This is a genomic window from Burkholderia perseverans (assembly GCF_022870505.1).
Taxonomy (GTDB): domain Bacteria; phylum Pseudomonadota; class Gammaproteobacteria; order Burkholderiales; family Burkholderiaceae; genus Burkholderia; species Burkholderia plantarii.
In genome coordinates this window covers 1,153,226-1,169,260 of record NZ_CP045093.1, presented here as the reverse complement: position 1 = coordinate 1,169,260, position 16,035 = coordinate 1,153,226, and the positions used below count along the sequence as shown (strand labels likewise).

General features: G+C 69.6%; 14 protein-coding genes. 7 read left to right on the top strand and 7 right to left on the bottom strand.

The window, feature by feature from the left end:
- Positions 1-81: 81 nt before the first annotated feature.
- On the bottom strand, positions 82-1,569 hold the full coding sequence (locus tag BpN12_RS04880; protein ID WP_246794169.1) for an amidase: 1,488 nt from the start codon (positions 1,567-1,569) through the stop codon (positions 82-84).
- A 471-nt stretch (positions 1,570-2,040) separates the two neighbouring features.
- Here BpN12_RS04880 and BpN12_RS04875 point away from each other — a divergent pair, with 471 nt between their 5' ends.
- Positions 2,041-2,475, top strand: coding sequence for a universal stress protein (locus BpN12_RS04875; protein ID WP_246794168.1), 435 nt, complete (start codon positions 2,041-2,043; stop codon positions 2,473-2,475).
- 327 nt (positions 2,476-2,802) lie between these two features.
- Here BpN12_RS04875 and BpN12_RS04870 read toward each other — a convergent pair whose 3' ends face one another.
- Both BpN12_RS04870 and BpN12_RS04865 read right to left on the bottom strand, forming a co-directional pair.
- Positions 2,803-3,417: a thioredoxin fold domain-containing protein gene (locus BpN12_RS04870; RefSeq protein WP_246794167.1), complete on the bottom strand. Its 615-nt coding sequence runs from the start codon at positions 3,415-3,417 to the stop codon at positions 2,803-2,805.
- A 291-nt stretch (positions 3,418-3,708) separates the two neighbouring features.
- Complete coding sequence (locus BpN12_RS04865) at positions 3,709-4,305, bottom strand: alpha-ketoglutarate-dependent dioxygenase AlkB family protein (RefSeq protein ID WP_246794166.1); 597 nt, start codon at positions 4,303-4,305, stop codon at positions 3,709-3,711.
- A gap of 154 nt (positions 4,306-4,459) precedes the next feature.
- Here BpN12_RS04865 and BpN12_RS04860 point away from each other — a divergent pair, with 154 nt between their 5' ends.
- The 4 genes from BpN12_RS04860 (at position 4,460) to BpN12_RS04845 (ending at position 8,771) form a co-directional block, all read left to right on the top strand.
- Positions 4,460-5,044 carry a malonic semialdehyde reductase gene (locus tag BpN12_RS04860; RefSeq protein ID WP_246794165.1) on the top strand — a complete coding sequence of 195 codons (585 nt, stop codon included), beginning with the start codon at positions 4,460-4,462 and terminating at the stop codon, positions 5,042-5,044.
- A gap of 465 nt (positions 5,045-5,509) precedes the next feature.
- The gene (locus tag BpN12_RS04855) at positions 5,510-6,676 is read left to right on the top strand and encodes a metallophosphoesterase (protein ID WP_246794164.1); all 1,167 of its coding nucleotides are present in this window, start codon (positions 5,510-5,512) and stop codon (positions 6,674-6,676) included.
- Between the two features lie 546 nt (positions 6,677-7,222).
- Complete coding sequence (locus tag BpN12_RS04850) at positions 7,223-7,480, top strand: helix-turn-helix transcriptional regulator (protein WP_246794163.1); 258 nt, start codon at positions 7,223-7,225, stop codon at positions 7,478-7,480.
- Between the two features lie 25 nt (positions 7,481-7,505).
- Positions 7,506-8,771, top strand: a complete 1,266-nt coding sequence (locus tag BpN12_RS04845; protein ID WP_246794162.1) for a type II toxin-antitoxin system HipA family toxin — start codon at positions 7,506-7,508, stop codon at positions 8,769-8,771.
- 69 nt (positions 8,772-8,840) lie between these two features.
- Here BpN12_RS04845 and BpN12_RS04840 read toward each other — a convergent pair whose 3' ends face one another.
- From BpN12_RS04840 to BpN12_RS04825, 4 genes are all read right to left on the bottom strand, one after another.
- The gene (locus BpN12_RS04840) at positions 8,841-10,175 is read right to left on the bottom strand and encodes an MFS transporter (RefSeq protein WP_246794161.1); all 1,335 of its coding nucleotides are present in this window, start codon (positions 10,173-10,175) and stop codon (positions 8,841-8,843) included.
- A gap of 220 nt (positions 10,176-10,395) precedes the next feature.
- Entirely contained in the window at positions 10,396-11,361 is a 966-nt protein-coding gene (locus BpN12_RS04835) for a hydroxymethylglutaryl-CoA lyase (protein ID WP_246794160.1), read from the bottom strand.
- Positions 11,358-12,551, bottom strand: a complete 1,194-nt coding sequence (locus BpN12_RS04830) for a CaiB/BaiF CoA transferase family protein (RefSeq protein WP_246794159.1) — start codon at positions 12,549-12,551, stop codon at positions 11,358-11,360. Before BpN12_RS04830 ends, BpN12_RS04835 begins: the two co-directional genes overlap by 4 nt.
- A gap of 165 nt (positions 12,552-12,716) precedes the next feature.
- Entirely contained in the window at positions 12,717-13,673 is a 957-nt protein-coding gene (locus BpN12_RS04825; protein ID WP_246794158.1) for a LysR family transcriptional regulator, read from the bottom strand.
- A 663-nt stretch (positions 13,674-14,336) separates the two neighbouring features.
- Here BpN12_RS04825 and BpN12_RS04820 point away from each other — a divergent pair.
- Both BpN12_RS04820 and BpN12_RS04815 read left to right on the top strand, forming a co-directional pair.
- Complete coding sequence (locus BpN12_RS04820; RefSeq protein WP_246794157.1) at positions 14,337-14,834, top strand: RNA polymerase sigma factor; 498 nt, start codon at positions 14,337-14,339, stop codon at positions 14,832-14,834.
- 404 nt (positions 14,835-15,238) lie between these two features.
- On the top strand, positions 15,239-15,952 hold the full coding sequence (locus BpN12_RS04815; protein ID WP_042627594.1) for an MgtC/SapB family protein: 714 nt from the start codon (positions 15,239-15,241) through the stop codon (positions 15,950-15,952).
- Positions 15,953-16,035: the final 83 nt, after the last annotated feature.

Below are 16,035 nucleotides of genomic sequence, written 5' to 3'. Positions count from 1 at the left end.
GCCGTGCCGTGCCGTGCCGTGCCGTGCCGTGCCGTGCCGTGCCGTGCCGTGCCGTGCCGTGCCGTGCCGTGCCGTGCCGACTCAGCCCGCGATCACGGGCGGCCGCTCGGCCACCCAGTCGCGCGCCTGCTGATAGGCATGCGCGAGCTGCAGCACGCCGAAATCGTCGCGCGGCCGGCCGATCAGCTGGATGCCGGTCGGCAGCCCCGCCTCGTTGAAGCCGGCGGGCACGTTGATCACCGGGCAGCCGGCCAGCGTCCACGGCGTGACCGTCTCCATCCAGCGGTGGTAGGTATCCATCTCGCGGCCCGCGATCGAGGCCGGCCAGCGCGCCTCGACGTCGAACGGAAACACCTGCGCCGTGGGCGCGGCGACGAAATCGCAGCGCTCGAACATCGCCAGCACGGCCTGATACCACGCGGTGCGCGCGGCGCTCGCTTCGTACACCTGATCGGCCGTCATCGCCAGCAGCCCTTCCACCTCGAACACGGCCTCGGGCTTGAGCAGCGCGCGCCGGGCCGGGTCGCGATAGTGCGCGAGCAGGCTGCCGCCCGACATCAGGTGGCGATGCGCGAGCCAGATGCGCCAGATCCGCGCCGGCTCGAAGTCGGGCAAGGCCGCATCGACGTTGCAGCCGAGCGTGCGCAGCGTGTCGAGCGCCCGCTCGCCGAGCGCGAGCACGCCGGGCTCGATGGCGAGATGGCCGCGCCAGTCGCCGACCCACGCGATGCGCTTGCCGCGCGGGTCCGCGTCGAGCGACTGCGTGAAGCGGGCCGGATCGTCGGCGAATGAAAGCGGATCGCGCGGATCGTGCCCGGACTGGATCGCGAGCAGCTGCGCGACGTCGACGACCGTGCGCCCCATCGGCCCTTCCACGCCGAACTGCTGGTAGAACACGTCCAGCGACGGCCAGCGCGGCACGCGCCCGGCCGACGGCCGGAAGCCGAACACGTTGCAGAACGCGGCCGGATTGCGCAGCGAACCGCCGAAATCGCTGCCGTCGGCCACCGGCAGCATGCGCGCGGCCAGCGCCGCGGCCGCGCCGCCGCTGCTGCCGCCGGCGCTCTTCGTCAGGTCGTAGGGGTTGCGCGTCGCGCCGTACACCGCGTTGAACGTATGCGAGCCGAGCCCGAATTCGGGCGTGTTGGTCTTGCCGACGAAGATCGCGCCGGCCGCGCGCATCCGCGCGACGCTGAGCGTGTCCTCGGCGGGATGGAAATCGCGGAAGATCGGCGAGCCCATGGTGGTGACGATGTCCTTCGTCATCGCGAGATCCTTGGGCGCCTGCGGGATGCCGTGCAGCCAGCCGTGCCATTCGCCGCGCGCGAGCGCCGCGTCCTTTTGCGCAGCCTCGTCGAGCAGCACGGCGCGCTCGCGCAGCGCAACGATCGCATTCACGCGGCCGTTCACCTGCTCGATCCGGTCGAGGTAGGCGCGCATCGTCTCGACGCACGACACGGCCTTGCCGCGAATCGCGGCCGACAGCGCGTGGGCGGGCATCGCGACGATCGGATCGAGGGGCGCGGCGGTCTGGGAGGGGGACGAAGACGAGGAATCGTTGACGCTCATGCGGAACTCCAGGAACGGATGAGGCCGGCACCCGAGCCGAATGACGCGAATGACGCGAATGACGCGGGCGCCGCTGGTGCGAAAGCGTGCCGCCACGCGGGCGGGCGCCGGCCGGAGAGTCGGGCCGAGGCCGGCCGCGACGGCGCATTGGCCATTATAGAAACGGCGATCGTGCAAAAATGCGCTGAATTGCCGTCAACTCATGAATTCTTTTGCGTAATTCATTGCGATTCGCGCTGGATCATACGATGCGGACCGATCAAGCCTGGACGTTGCAATGCGGCGGCTCACCACCGGGCCGCGCCGTTTATGCGCATAAATTTATATTTTTTTGATTTCTTTTACGCGTTTCACAGCGTAGAGCACCGGCGATTTTTGATGCGATTTTAATGCCGGGCGCCGCAGTCTTTACGAGACGGAGACCGCACTCCGCATACGCTGCCGGCATCGCATTCCACAGGCCATGCCGCCATGCTGAAACTGCTCGTCCCCGTCGGTCACTCGCCCCGCGCGCTGGAGGCCGTGCGCCACGCCGCCTTCCTCTATCGCGAGCGCTGCGCCTCCGAAGTCGTACTCGTCAACGTGCAGCCGCCGCTCGGCGGCTCGCGCGCCGACGCGTTCCACACCCATCGAGAACTCGACGAGATCGGCCACGCCGCCGCCGAGCACGATCTGGCAGCGGCGATCATGATCCTGCGCGACGCGGGCGTGAGGCATTCGATCACGATGAAGTTCGGCGCGACCGCCGACGTGATCGCGGCCTGCGCGCTCGAACACGACTGCGACGAGATCGTCGTCACGGCACCGCGCCGCGATCCGCTGCACGGGCTCGCGCGCCTGCTCGGCCTCGGCCTGAACGACCGGCTGATGCGCCTGACGAAGCTGCCGGTGACGATGGTGCGCTGAACGCGCGGGCCGGCCATGCGCAGCCTTGGCGGGATGCAAAGAGGGAAAGCCCGGCGCGCCGGTCAAAGCCGCGCGCCGGATGGATCCGCAAGAAGGAAGGCATCGGCCACCGCACTGATGCGCGCGATGCCGCGCCGGTTGAATCGGCCGTGCCGGCACGCTCGACGCCGCAGCGGCCGCAACGGCCGTAACGGCGAAACCGACCAAGCCGGCCGTCGACATCCGAAGCCACTCCGGCAAAAGCAAAACCAACCTCACCCTGACGACCGCGACCCGCTGAAGACGATTCCTCGCATCACGCGCCCGCGTTCGTCAAGGCCGCCGCACTCAGCGGTAGCGCTGCAGTTCCGGATCGGTGACCGGCTGCCCGGCCATGTTCAGGATGCCGGGCAGCGTGCTCAGGCGCGGCAGGCCGTTGAGCCCGAGCCACTTGCCGTCCTGGGTGCGGAACACCACGGTGGGCGTGCCGTCGAAGCCGAGATCCTTGAACATCGCCGCGTTCGCGTCGAGCTTCGCCTTCGCGTCGGCCGGCACCACCATCAGCGGCGGGATGCCGCCCGATTCGTCCTTCTCCGAATACTTCGTCTCGAGCGTGTTGAGCAGCGCCGCGCCGCCGTCGGGCGCCTTCAGCAGCGCGGCGGCCTTGCCGGCCGAATCGGGCTTCAGGAACGCGAGCGGAATCCAGTGGACCTGCAGGCCGGCCGCCTCGTAGGGCCGCAGCGCCTTCCACATCAGGTGGCAGTAGATGCAGTTCGGGTCCATGAACACATAGAGCGTGGACTTGACCTGCGCCCCGCTCGCGCCCTCGACGATCGCCGGGGCGGCCTGCACGCGCAGCATCTGCGCGCCGGTCAGGGTGGGCGGCGGCGGCTCGGCCGCCTGGCTCGTCAGTCCGATCGTCAGGGCCGCGGCGGCCAGGGCGATGCTGATCCGTGTCTTCATGAAATCCTCGTCGTGATGCGATGGAAAACCGCGCGGGTCCGGCATGCGCCGTGCGCGGCGGCGTGGGTGCATTCTCGCGCGTTCGATCCGGGCGCGCCCGGGCCGGCTGGCCGACCCGTCCGCGCGACGATACCGGCCCGCGCGGGTCGGCCGGCTGACGATTCGATGACGGCGGCGTCAGGTTCGTCAAGTTCGTCAGGTGGCGCGTCCGGAGCATGGGCGCGCCACCGGCACCGGCACCGGCACCGGCACCGGCGCGGCGGGAGCCGGCGGCCGCGCGGAGCTGGCCGGTCATGGCTTGCCGCGCGGCGTCACGAGGCGAAACGTCAGGTTGACGCGCTCGCCCTGCACGGCCGGCGCCTTCGCCACGCGGTGAACCCAGTCGCGCTGCGTCGCGCCGCGCATCACGAGCAGGCTGCCGTGCGTGAGCCGGTAGGCCTGCACGACGCGCGTCGCCTCGTGCCGCAGATCGAACACGCGCGTCGCGCCGAGGCTGATCGAGGCGATCACCGGCGCGGCGCCCAGTTCGGGTTCGTCGTCGGTGTGCCAGCCCATGCCGTCGGCGCCCGTGCGGTAGCGGTTCAGCAGCACGCTGTTGAAGCGCGCGCGGCAGGTCGCCTGCGCGCGCTCGCGCAGCTCGGCCACCGCGGCTGACCACGGCGCCGGCTCGTTGCGGATGCCCGAATAGACGTAGACGGCATCGGGCTCGCCCTGCCAGGCCGTCAGGCGCGGCAGCGGGATCGTGCCGCGCGGCGTGCGGATCGCGTCCTGCCGCCAGGCGACTTCCGCGAGGACGCGCGCGAGCAGCGCATCGGCGTCGGCGGGCGGCAGCCAGTCGGGATACCAGTCGAGTTCGGGCGTGGGCCGGGAGTCGAACAAATCGTCCATGATCGGAAGGAATCTTCACATCCGGCTATCATCGCGGGATGGTGCCGCCGCCGCAAGGCCGCCGGGCCCGCGACGCGCACCCCATCCTGTTTTCCCGCAACCCGGGCCGCCTGCCGGCCCGGGATCCCCGCGACCTCCGAGACCCGATACGCCGATGATGCTTTCCGATTCCGCCCTCGACCAACTGTTCCGCACCGCCCGCACCCACAACGCCTGGCAACCGAAGCCGGTGGACGACGCGCTGCTGCGCCAGCTCGTCGAGCTGACCCTCTGGGGACCGACCTCGGCGAACGCGAGCCCCGCGCGCTTCGTGTTCGTGAAGTCGCCCGAGGCGAAGGCGCGGCTCAAGCCGGCGCTCGCCGAGGGCAACCTCGAGAAGACCATGAGCGCGCCCGTCACCGTGATCATCGGCATGGACCTGGCGTTCCACGACCACCTGCCGAAGCTGTTCCCGCACGCCGACGCGCGCAGCTGGTTCGCCGGCAACGACGCGCTGATCGAGACGACCGCGTTCCGCAACGGCTCGCTGCAAGGCGCTTACCTGATCCTCGCCGCACGCGCGCTCGGCCTCGACGCCGGCCCGATGTCGGGTTTCGACGCGGCCAAGGTGGAGGCCGAGTTCTTCGCCGGCACGCAGATCAAGGCGAACTTCCTCGTCAACCTCGGCTACGGCGACGAGACGGGCCTGTTCCCACGCAGCCCGCGCTTTGCGTTCGACGAAGCCGCCCGCATCGAGTAGGCGGCGCGAAGGCGTGCTCGGTATCGTGCGGTGGCCGGCAAAAGGCGATGAAGTGGTGCCGGTGAGGCGGGTATTGTCGACCACGGACGCGGCCAGTGCGAAGATTCGCGCTGGCCGGGATGCCGCGGCGCTCGCGTCGGGTTCGTCGGGTGCCGTCCTCCACTACCCTCGCGGCGACGCTGCGCGTCACGTCGCCGACGGCACCGGCCGGGCCTCGCGCGCCGCGCGAGCCACTCGGCATGCCGCCGCCGAACGCCGGCGTGGTTGCCGTTGCCGGGCCGGGCGGCGGCTGTCGTCGCGGCCGCCGTTTCGCGCCTCGCGGCGCGGTGCGAACGCTGCTCCGGACTGCGCTCGCGGCACCATCCACGCTCCGCCGGCGCCACCGCACCCAGCCCGGCCCCTGTCGTCGCGACGCCGCCGCGCCGGTGCCGCCCCCTTACCCGTTTCACTTCCGCTGCCCCAACCATGCGACGCATTTCCGCCTTCCTGCTGCGGCTGATCACGTTCGGCGTGCTGTTCCACGTCTACGTCGGCCTGCGCCTGATTCCCGAATTCACCTCGCCCGCCGTGCGCGTCGTCGCCGTGCTGTGGCTCGTCGCGTCCTGCCTCGTGATCCCGCTCGGCATGCTCTCGCGCACCTTCGAGCGGCAGCCGCTCGGCGACCGCGTGGCCTGGGTCGGCCTGCTGGAAATGGGCTTCTTCTCGTCGCTGCTGGTGCTCACGCTCGCGCGCGACGTGCTGCTCGTGGTGCTGCTGATCATCGATGCGCTCGCGCCGCACGCCATCCCGCTCGCCACCTGGCGCTCGGCGAGCGCCGTCGCGGTGCCGCTGCTCGCGTTCGCGGCCAGCGCGATCGGCTTCGTCAACGCGCGGCGGCTCGCGCGCGTGGTGGACGTGAACGTGCCGATCGACGGCCTGCCCGCCGCGCTCGACGGCTTCACGATCGTGCAGATCAGCGACGTGCATGTCGGCCCGACCATCAAGCGCGGCTACGTGGAGGCGATCGTCGACGCGGTGAACCGGCTCGATCCGGACCTGGTCGCCGTGACGGGCGACGTGGTGGACGGCAGCGTGGCGCGGCTCGCGGGCCACGCCGCGCCGCTCGGCGGCCTGCGCGCGCGGCACGGCGCGTTCATGGTGACCGGCAACCACGAGTACTACTCGGGCGCCGACGCCTGGGTCGCCGAATTCCGCCGCCTCGGCCTGACCGTGCTGATGAACGAGCACCGCACGCTCGCGCACGACGGCGCCCGCCTCGTGCTGGCCGGCGTGACCGATTACTCGGCCGGCGGCTTCGATCCCGCGCACCGCAGCGACCCGCGCGCGGCGCTGGCCGGCGCGCCGCCCGACGTGCCGCTGCGCGTGCTGCTCGCGCACCAGCCGCGCAGCGCGAACGCCGCCGCCGAGGCCGGCTTCACGCTGCAGCTCTCGGGCCACACGCACGGCGGCCAGTTCTTCCCGTGGAATTTCTTCGTGCCGCTGCAGCAGCCGTTCGTGGCCGGGCTCAAGCGCCTGCACGGGCTGTGGGTCTATACGAGCCGCGGCACCGGCTACTGGGGGCCGCCGAAACGCTTCGGCGCGCCGTCGGAGATCACGCGCGTGCGGCTCGTGGCGGGGCCGGCCGGCGCGTAACGCGCATGGTGGCCGGGGGCGCGGCGATCATCAGCGTCGGGCCGGCGGCGCAGCCGACCATGATGGGCGGCCCCTGACGCCGACGCGATCACGATCCGCGTGGCCTGCCAGCCGGCGACGCCGGCCGCAAAGCGCGGCCCTTGCACAGGTCGGGCGCTCATCGGTATCGCATCGGCCGCGAGCCATGTCGAGCCGGCTCGCCGATCGCTCGCCGATGCCGATCGGCAAGGCATGCCGTTCGACTCGAATCATGCGTCCGGCAGGCAGGCGCACCCAGGCTCCGACAGCCTCATGCGGATTGCATGAGCGACCGGACGCCACTCAGGATCACGACCGCCGACGACTTGTATCGGCCGCAGATCCAGGCAGTCTCGCCATAGATGCCTTCCGCGCGCAGGCACACTGCCATCGCCCTCCCAGGCGATTGGATCGAAAGTTGAATATTTCAAACATTTCTCGCACTCGCATGCGAGATGTTTGATATTCACGACTTTGGTATGTATAGTAAAATTAACAAACATCCCAAAGATTCAGGAAAAGTTAGACATGTTGTACATTCCGACCGCGGTGATTCCTGCCCAATTTGGCGAAAGCTTTCGGCGTGAGCGGGCACAGAGGAAGCTGACGCAGGCCGGGCTTGCCGAGAAGGCAGGCGTGACGCGGCAGACGATTCTCCAGATCGAGAAGGGCGAGAACGTCGGCCTTCACGCCATCATGCGTGCGCTGGCTGCCCTGAACATGGGACTTCGCATCGACACCGCTCAAATCAACTACGACGATGTCGAGGGGCTGTTCGATGAGTAATGGAAGGATCAGGCAGCTGGAGGTAATGACCCCGCAGGGACTGTCCGGCAGCCTCGTCAAGGAGTCGAATTTCGTCTTCAACTACACCGCTCATGAGCGTGACCGGGAGGTTTCGCTGATCATGCCGCTGCGGGCAGAGAGCTATGCGGAAAGCGTCCTCATGCCGGTATTCGCGATGAACAAGCCGGAAGGCTACCTCCTGGACAAGCTCAGGGAGAGGTTCGGCAAGTACGCGGCGCTCGACGATATGCGACTGCTCTCGATTACGGGGGGAAACCAGATTGGTCGACTGAGATATCGGGAGCCGGGAAAAGCTCGGGAAAGGGTAGATGCCGAGATCGGACTCGATACGCTCCTGTCCTCGGGCGCGAGCGGAGAACTCTTCGACTATCTCGTGAACCAGTATCTCGCCTCGGGGATCTCGGGGTTTCAGCCCAAAGTCATGATTCCCGACGCCGATTCGGCCTCGATCGGTGCGGCCACGCAGGGATCCAGGACGGACGCAGGAGCGCGCCTCCGCTCTCCCATTGTCGAGAAAACAACGTCGGTTACCCCGGACCTCATCGTGAAGGCCGCGGGTGAAGACTATGAATTCCTTTCGCAGAATGAGTTTCTGTGCATGAGCGCGGCGCGCAAGGCAGAGATTCGCGTGCCGGACTTCTGGCTCTCCGACGACGGGTCCCTGTTCGTCATGCGTCGCTTCGATCTAGAGGGCGCCGAACAGCGCTCGCTCGGCTTCGAGGACATGGCGGTGCTCTTCAGGAGAAGCGCGGATCAAAAATACATGGGCTCTTACGAACATATCGCGGTGATGATCGGCATCCAGTGCGGCGAGAACCGGACCGAGAGCCTTGCCCGATATTTTGAGTACATTACCCTGTCGATGATGGTGCGCAACGGCGATGCGCACCTGAAGAATTTCGGAATCCTCTACGATTACCCCGGTAGCGCACGCACGCCTGAACTGGCGCCGCTCTATGACGTGGTGACGACGAGCGTCTACCCGCACCAGGATCCGCAATCCGGGCGGATCCTGGCTGACCGTGCACCGGCACTCAAGCTCAACAAAGCGCTGGCCTACCCGAACCGGAAGACGCTTTTGGAATTCGGGCGCACTTCATGTGGTGTCGCCAAGCCCGAGGAGGTGGTGGATCGAATTGCCAGCGCGATGGAAGAGGTGCTGAAAATGGAATCCCACCGGATCGACAGTCCCTTCCTCGAAAAAATCAAGGCGGAATGGGATCGAGGCATGTTCTCCGTTGCCGCGACCCGGAGTTTCGTCCCGAAATGAAGTCGCATGCAGGGTGGCTGGCGACGGGCCACACGCGAAGCCGGAGGCGCGCCGCCGGCCCGCTCCCGCTCACCGCTCGCCGTGCCCCTCGCGCTCGCGCAGCGACGGCGGCAGCGCGAACCAGACGAGCCCGGCGCAGATCAGGCTCAGCACGCCGATCATGTAGAGCGCCGGCGTGGTCGAGCCGGTCAGGTCGCGCACGCGGCCGACCATCACCGGGCTGACGATCCCGCCCAGTTGCCCGAGCGTGTTGATCACGGCGATCCCGCCCGCCGCGCCGGCACCCGTCACGAGCTTCGGCGGCAGCGCCCAGAACGCCGGGATCGACGCCACCACGCCCGCGCCCATCACCGCGAGCGCGATCACGAGCAGCGTGGTCTGCCGGTCGAAGAAGCCGGCCGCGAAGAAGCCGAGCGTGGCCATCATCAGCAGCGCGAACACGTACTTGCGGCGCTCGCCGCTGCGGTCCGACAGGCGCCCCACCACCACCATCGCGAGCGCGCCGGCGATGTACGGCACCGAGGTCAGCAGGCCGATCAGGGTGGGGTTGTGCGTGCCGGCCGTGCGGATCAGGTGCGGCGCCCAGAAGTTGAGCCCGTACGAGGCGATCTGGATCAGGAAGTAGACGAGGCCGAGCATCAGGAAGCCGGGCGTCTTCAGCGCGCCGAGCAGCGAATGGCCGCCGGCCGGATGGCGGCCCTGCTGCGCGATCTGCGCGCCGAGCCAGGCCTTCTCGCCGGACGAGAGCCACGACGCGTCGTCGATGCGGTCCTTCAGCAGCATCAGCACCAGCAGCCCGAGCACGATGCAGGGCAGCCCGCCGAGCAGGAACAGCCAGTGCCAGCCCGGCATGCCGAGCGTGCCGTTCAGGTGGCCCAGCACGAGGCCCGCGGCCGGCGCCCCCACCAGCCCCGAGAACGCCGAGGCGAGGAACAGCAGCGAGGTGATGCGGCCGCGATGGCTCGGCGGGAACCACAGCGTCAGGTAATAGAGCACGCCCGGCGCGAAGCCGGCCTCCATCGCGCCGATCACGAAGCGCAGCCCGTAGAACTGCCATTCGGTGTGGACGAACATCATCGCGGCGGTGGCGATGCCCCACGAGATCATGATCCGCGCGATCCAGCGCCGCGCGCCCACGCGGTACAGGAACAGGTTGCTCGGCACCTCGAACAGCACGTAGCCGATCACGAACAGGCTCGCGCCGAGCCCGTAGGCCGTGTCGGACAGGCCGAGGTCGCCCTGCAGCTGGAACTTCGCGAAGCTGATGTTGATGCGGTCGAAGAACGCGAACAGGTAGCAGATCATGATCAGCGGCATCAGCCGCCACGCCACCTTGCGGATCACCTGGATGCCGGTCTCGCCGCCCAGCTCGCGCTCCGGCGCGACTGCACTGGAAATTGCCATGGTTTGTCTCCATGCCGGGCTGGCCCATGCCGCCCGGTCGAATTGATGAAGGGATGTTGCCCGGATCCACGATCCGGGGTCCGCGTTGGGTGTGGCGTCGGGTGTTGCGTGGCTTGCCGCGTCAAGTGCCGCTATCGCTGCTGCCCGCGCCGCCGTCGGTGCTGCCGGTTCGTCCTGCCGATTTCCGCCGCTGTCCGTACCCGGTCCGCCGCGCGATGCCTCAGGCGATCCCGGCGACGTAGTCCGGCGCCGCGTGCAGGTCCGCGTTGCGTCCCGCCTTCGCGACCTGCCCCGGCACCTCGTGCCCGACCAGCGCCGGCAGCGTGCGCGACAGCGGCAGCAGGCCCGCGAGGTCGATCGTGTTCGGAATTCCCACCTCGTCGCAGAGATTGACGAGATCCTCGGTGCAGATGTTGCCCGACGCGCCGGGCGCGAACGGACAGCCGCCGAGGCCGCCGAGCGAGGCGTCGAAGCGGCGCGCGCCGGCCTCGTAGGCGGCCAGCACGTTGGCGAGGCCGAGCCCGCGCGTGTCGTGGAAATGCAGCGTCAGCGCCGCGGCCGGCACGAGTTCGAGCACACGCGCGACGAGCCGCGCGACCTGGCGCGGATTCGCCATGCCGGTGGTGTCGGCGAGCGTGACGCCGCCGATGCCGAGTTCGCGATAGGCGCCCACGATATCAAGCACGCGCGCCTCGTCGATGCGGCCTTCGAACGGGCAGCCGAACGCGGTCGCCACGGTCGCGTTCAGCGACACGCGCTCGCCGCGCACGAGGCCGACGATGTCGCCGAAGCCGGCCAGCGAGCGCTCGCAGCTCATCCGCATGTTGGCGCGGTTGTGCGTCTGGCTCGCCGACATCACGAGGTTCAGTTCGTCGGCCTGCGCGGCCAGCGCGAGTTCCGCCCCCTTCGCGTTCGGGATCAGCGCCACGTAGGTCACGCCGGGGGCGCGGCGGATGCCGCGGAACACGGCATCGCCGTCGCGCAGCGCCGGGATCGCCTTCGGCGAGACGAACGAGCCGGCCTCGATGCGCGTGAAGCCGAGCGTCGAAAGCGCGTCGATCAACGCGATCTTGTCGGCGGTCTCCACCCATTTCGGCTCGATCTGCAGGCCGTCGCGCGGCGCGACTTCCTGCACCACCAGCGTGTCGGCGGGCGCGCCGCCGGGCGTGTCGAGAAAGTGGCTCACTGGATCGCTCCCTGCGCGCGCAGCCGCGCGATCTCGTCGTCGCCGTAGCCGAGGCCGGCCAGCACGCTGGCGGTATGTTCGCCGAGCGCCGGCCCCTGCCACTGCACGCCGCCCGGCGTGTCGGACAGCTTCGGCACGATGCCCGGCATGGTCACCGGGGTGCCGCCCGGCAGCGTGGCCGGGATCAGCATCTCGCGCGCGCGGTAGTGCGGATCGGCGACGATGTCGGCCACCGAGTAGATGCGGCCCGACGGCACCTCGGCCTGCTCCAGCGCGGCCAGCACGTCGTCGATCACGTGATGCGAGGTCCAGGCGCCGATCGCCGCGTCGAGCATCGCGGTCTGCTTCACGCGGCCGTCGTTGTGCGCGAGCGCCGGATCGTCGGCCAGCTCGGGGCGGCCGATCACCTGCATGAGCCGGCGGAAGATCGGATCGCTGTTGCCGGCGATCACCACGAACGCGCCGTCCTCGGTGCGGTAGGTGTTGGACGGCGCGATGCCCGGCAGCGCGCCGCCGCTGCGCTCGCGCACGTGGCCGAGCAGGTCGTATTCGGGCACCAGGCTTTCCATCAGGTTGAACACGCTCTCGACCAGCGAGACGTCCACCACCTGCCCCTCGCCCTGCCCGGTCTTCACGCGCAGCAGCGACATCAGCGCGCCGATCACGCCGTGCAGCGAGGCCAGCGAATCGCCGAGGCTCACGCCCACGCGGGCCGGCGCGCCGTCGATCTCGCCGGTGGTGTAGCGAATCCCGCCCATCGCCTCGCCGATCGCGCCGAAGCCGGGGCGATCGCGATACGGCCCGCTCTGGCCGTAGCCGGATATCCGCACCATCGTCAGTTTCGGATTCAGCGCGTGCAGCACGTCCCAGCCGAGGCCGAGCTTCTCCAGCGCGCCGGGGCGCAGGTTCTCGATCACCACGTCGGCTTCGGCCGCGAGGCGGCGCACCACGTCGGCGCCCTCGGCCGACTTCAGGTTCACGCAGACGGATTTCTTGTTGCGCGACTGCAGATACCACCAGAGCGAGGTGCCCTCGTGCAGCTTGCGCCATTTGCGCAGCGGATCGCCCGTCTCGGGCGCCTCGATCTTGATGACCTCGGCGCCGAATTCGGCCATCAGGCGCGCGGCGAACGGCGCGGCGATCAGCGTGCCGATCTCGATCACGCGGATCCCTTGAAGCGGGCCACTCATGTTGCTGTCTCCGGATTGATTCATTGATGGAGCACAGCGTAGGGTTGCCGCCCGGCGAACGTCCAACCGCATTTCGCCAACGAGCGTTCGCGAACCGCGAAGGCTCGGCGGGCATGAGAGAGCGGCGCGGTGCGCGCCGTCGGTTGAATCGTCTACCGAATCGAATTACCGCGGCGCATCATCGGCCGCCGTGCCCGCCGCCGCGGCCTCGCGCGCCTCGATCGTGCGCAGATGCTCGAACAGCAGCTGCCCGACCGGCGACAGCGAGGCCACGTCGCGCACCACCAGCACGAGGCGGCGCCGCGCCCAGTCGTCGTCGAGCGCGATCGCGGCGAGGCCGAGCGGGCGTCCCATCAGCGCGTAGACCTTCCTCGGCAGCACGCCCACGCCCATCCCGGCCTGCACCATCCGGCACACGGCGTCGAAGCCCGGCACGTGGATCCGCAGCCGCAGCGGCCGCCCGGCCTGGCGTGCGGCCAGATGGGTGCGCATGTTGATCGAGCTCGACACGTGCAGCCCGACGTGGTCGCTGTCGAGCGTGGCCGCGAACGGCAGCCGCGCATGCGCGGCGAGCGGATGATCGTGGCGCGCGACGATCACGAGCGTGTCGTGGCGATAGTGCTCGACGTGCAGGTCGCGCGCGTCGGCATCCTCGGAACAGATGCCGATCTCGACCAGGCTGTCGTCCACCGCCTCGATCACGCCGCCGCTCGGCCGCTCCTCGAGATCGAGCTTGACGCGCTCGTGCTCGGCCTGGAACGCGCGCAAGTCCTCGGGCAGGAACTCGACGATGCCCGACAGGTTCGACGACATCCGCACGTAGCCGCGCACGCCGCTCGCGTAGCCGGCCAGCTCGGCGCCGATGTTCTCGATGTCGCGCATCACGCGGCGCGCGTGATGCAGCAGCGTTTCGCCGGCCGGCGTCAGCGTCATGCCACGAGCATTGCGCTGGAACAGCGCCGCGCCCACCACCTGCTCCAGTTCGAGCAGGCGCTTGCTGGCCGCCGAGACCGCGATCGCCTCGCGTTCGGCCGCGCGCGTGAGCGTGCCTTCCTCGTGGACCGCGAGGAACAGTTGCAGCGTGGTCAGATCGAGACGCCGCAGGAGGGTTTTGAGCAGCATGGGGCAGTTCGATTCCGATGCGGATGCGGGGTTCGTGCCGTGAGCGATGGCGTATTGTGCCGTCATTGCGGCGCGCGCGGGCGAGGTCGCGCGGGGACGCCCGGGGGATCGGCGTGGTCCGATTCGATACGAAGCGGCGTGCGCCGGCCCGAAGCCTCGCGGGCCACGGCCGTGCGGTGGACGCTCGCGAGCGTCCCGCCGCCGACGACCGCCATGCACGCCCGCCAGCGAGGCTCCACGGCCCACGGCCGCAAACGGCAACGCCGCCGGGCAGCGGCGGCACGCCTGTCGATCCGCTCCGGCGGCCGCATGGTTCAACCGCGGGCGGCGGCCTGGTTTCGCCGACCGGCGGGCATTCCGGGGAGCCCGGCTTCGTCGTTGACAGCCAGTCTGCGCTTGGACACAATGTCCATCAGCTGTTTTCGCGAGGCAGCGCGTGAGACCCACGCGCACGGTTGCCTCCGCCGCCGGCCGAACCACCGCGCCGGCACGCCCGTCTCCCTCCGCCCGAACCGGGCACGCGCTCTCCACCTCAGGCCACCCCTGATGCCTCACCCCGGCCGGATACGCCGACCGGATCGTCATCCCCGAATACATAGGTATCCCAAGTGTCGTGTCTCGCCGGTTGCTCGCCCGGCCCCGGAAACGACACCGGAACGACTCATGAGCCGTGAACACATTTCACATGCATTGCGGGATCTGCTGCCGCGGCTGTGGATTTTTTCGCTGAGGGTGGCCGGCAATCCCGGCGATGCCGAGGCCCTGCTGCGCCTCGCCTGCCCGCGCGTATTCGCGGCGCCGGCCCGGCTCGGGCCGCGCACCTCGCTGCCGGGCTGGTTCTTCTCGGTGGTCTGCCGCGTCTGGCTCGACCAGGCACGCGGCCAGCCTCAAGCGCGCGGCCGGGCACCCGCGCCGTCCGCCCCTGCCGCGTCGCGCGCCGACGCGCCGAAGCATGCGGAGGTGGTCGATGCCGTCACCTGCCTGGTGGGGCCGCCGAGGCTCGCGTTCATGCTGGTCACGCTCGAAGGTTTCTCGTATGCGGAAGCCGCGGAAATTCTCGGCGTGCCGGTGGAGCGCGTGAAGCGCGACCTGTTGCAGGCGCGCCTGGCGATCGGCGCGTGCGTCTCCCATCCGGGCACCGGCCCACGGCCCGGCTCCTGAAGCCTCCGCACCCGGGCAACCCGCCCGCGTCGGCGCAGCCATTTGGCGAGGCCGCTGCGCCATCGCAACCGGCGCGGCGGCGGCAGGTCGGCGGCACGCGCCACCCCGCCGCCGGGCCTGCTAGAATCGCGGCGATCCATTTCCCGAAAGGCTTCTCCGTGGACAGTTGTCGCGACAGGCTCGCGCAGCGCTCCGCCTGAACGTCCGCCGCCTCCCGGGGCCGGCCCGCGCCGCTCGCGCGCCGCGCCGGCCACCGCGTTCGTTCACGCGGCATGCGCCCTCCGCATTTTCATATTCCGGTTGCCGGGTACGCGCTATCGTAGCGGATCGCGCGCCGCGCGCGCACCGGCTACGCGGCCCGATCGCGCGCCACGCGGCGCCCCTTGCCAGGCATCCCACAACCCATGACCGTCGAATTCCTTCTCCGCCTCCTGACCGCGTTCTGCTGCGGCGTCGCGATCGGCATCGAGCGCCAGATGCGCCAGCGCACCGCCGGCCTGCGCACCATCACGCTCGTCACCTGCGGCGCGTGCCTGTTCGTCACGCTCGGCGTGCTGACCGGCAACGGCGTGACCGGCGTCACGCAGATCGCCGCCTACGTGGTGTCGGGCGTCGGCTTCCTCGGCGGCGGCGTGATCATGCGCGAGAAAGGCGCGATCCAGGGCATCAACACGGCGGCCACGCTCTGGTGCTCGGCGGCCGTCGGCGTGCTGTCGGGCAGCGGCCACTACCTGCCGGCGCTGGCCGGCACCGCGGTCGTGCTGCTCGTCAACACGCTGCTGCGCTCGCTGAGCCACGCGATCAACGCCACGCCCGTGTCGAACGCCGACCTGGTGCGCGAATACCAGATCACCGTGATCTGCCTCGCCTCGGAGGAAGTCCACGTGCGCACGCTGCTGTCGAACTCGATGTACGCGAAGCCGCTGTCGTTCCAGAGCCTGACGAGCGAGGACGTCGAGGGCGACGCGCCGCCCGAGCGCATCAAGGTCACGGCCACGCTGAAGCTGCATCCGAAGGACCAGCCGAAGCTCGAGCAGATCGCGAGCCGGATGAGCATGGAGAAGAGCATCTCCAGCGTGAGCTGGACGGCGAAGGAAGCCGAGCCGCTGATGGAATGAGCGCCCATGAGGAACGCGCCGGCCGGGCCGCGAAGCCCGCGCCGGCGCGCGTCGTCCTTCAACTGGATAACCGGATCGAACCG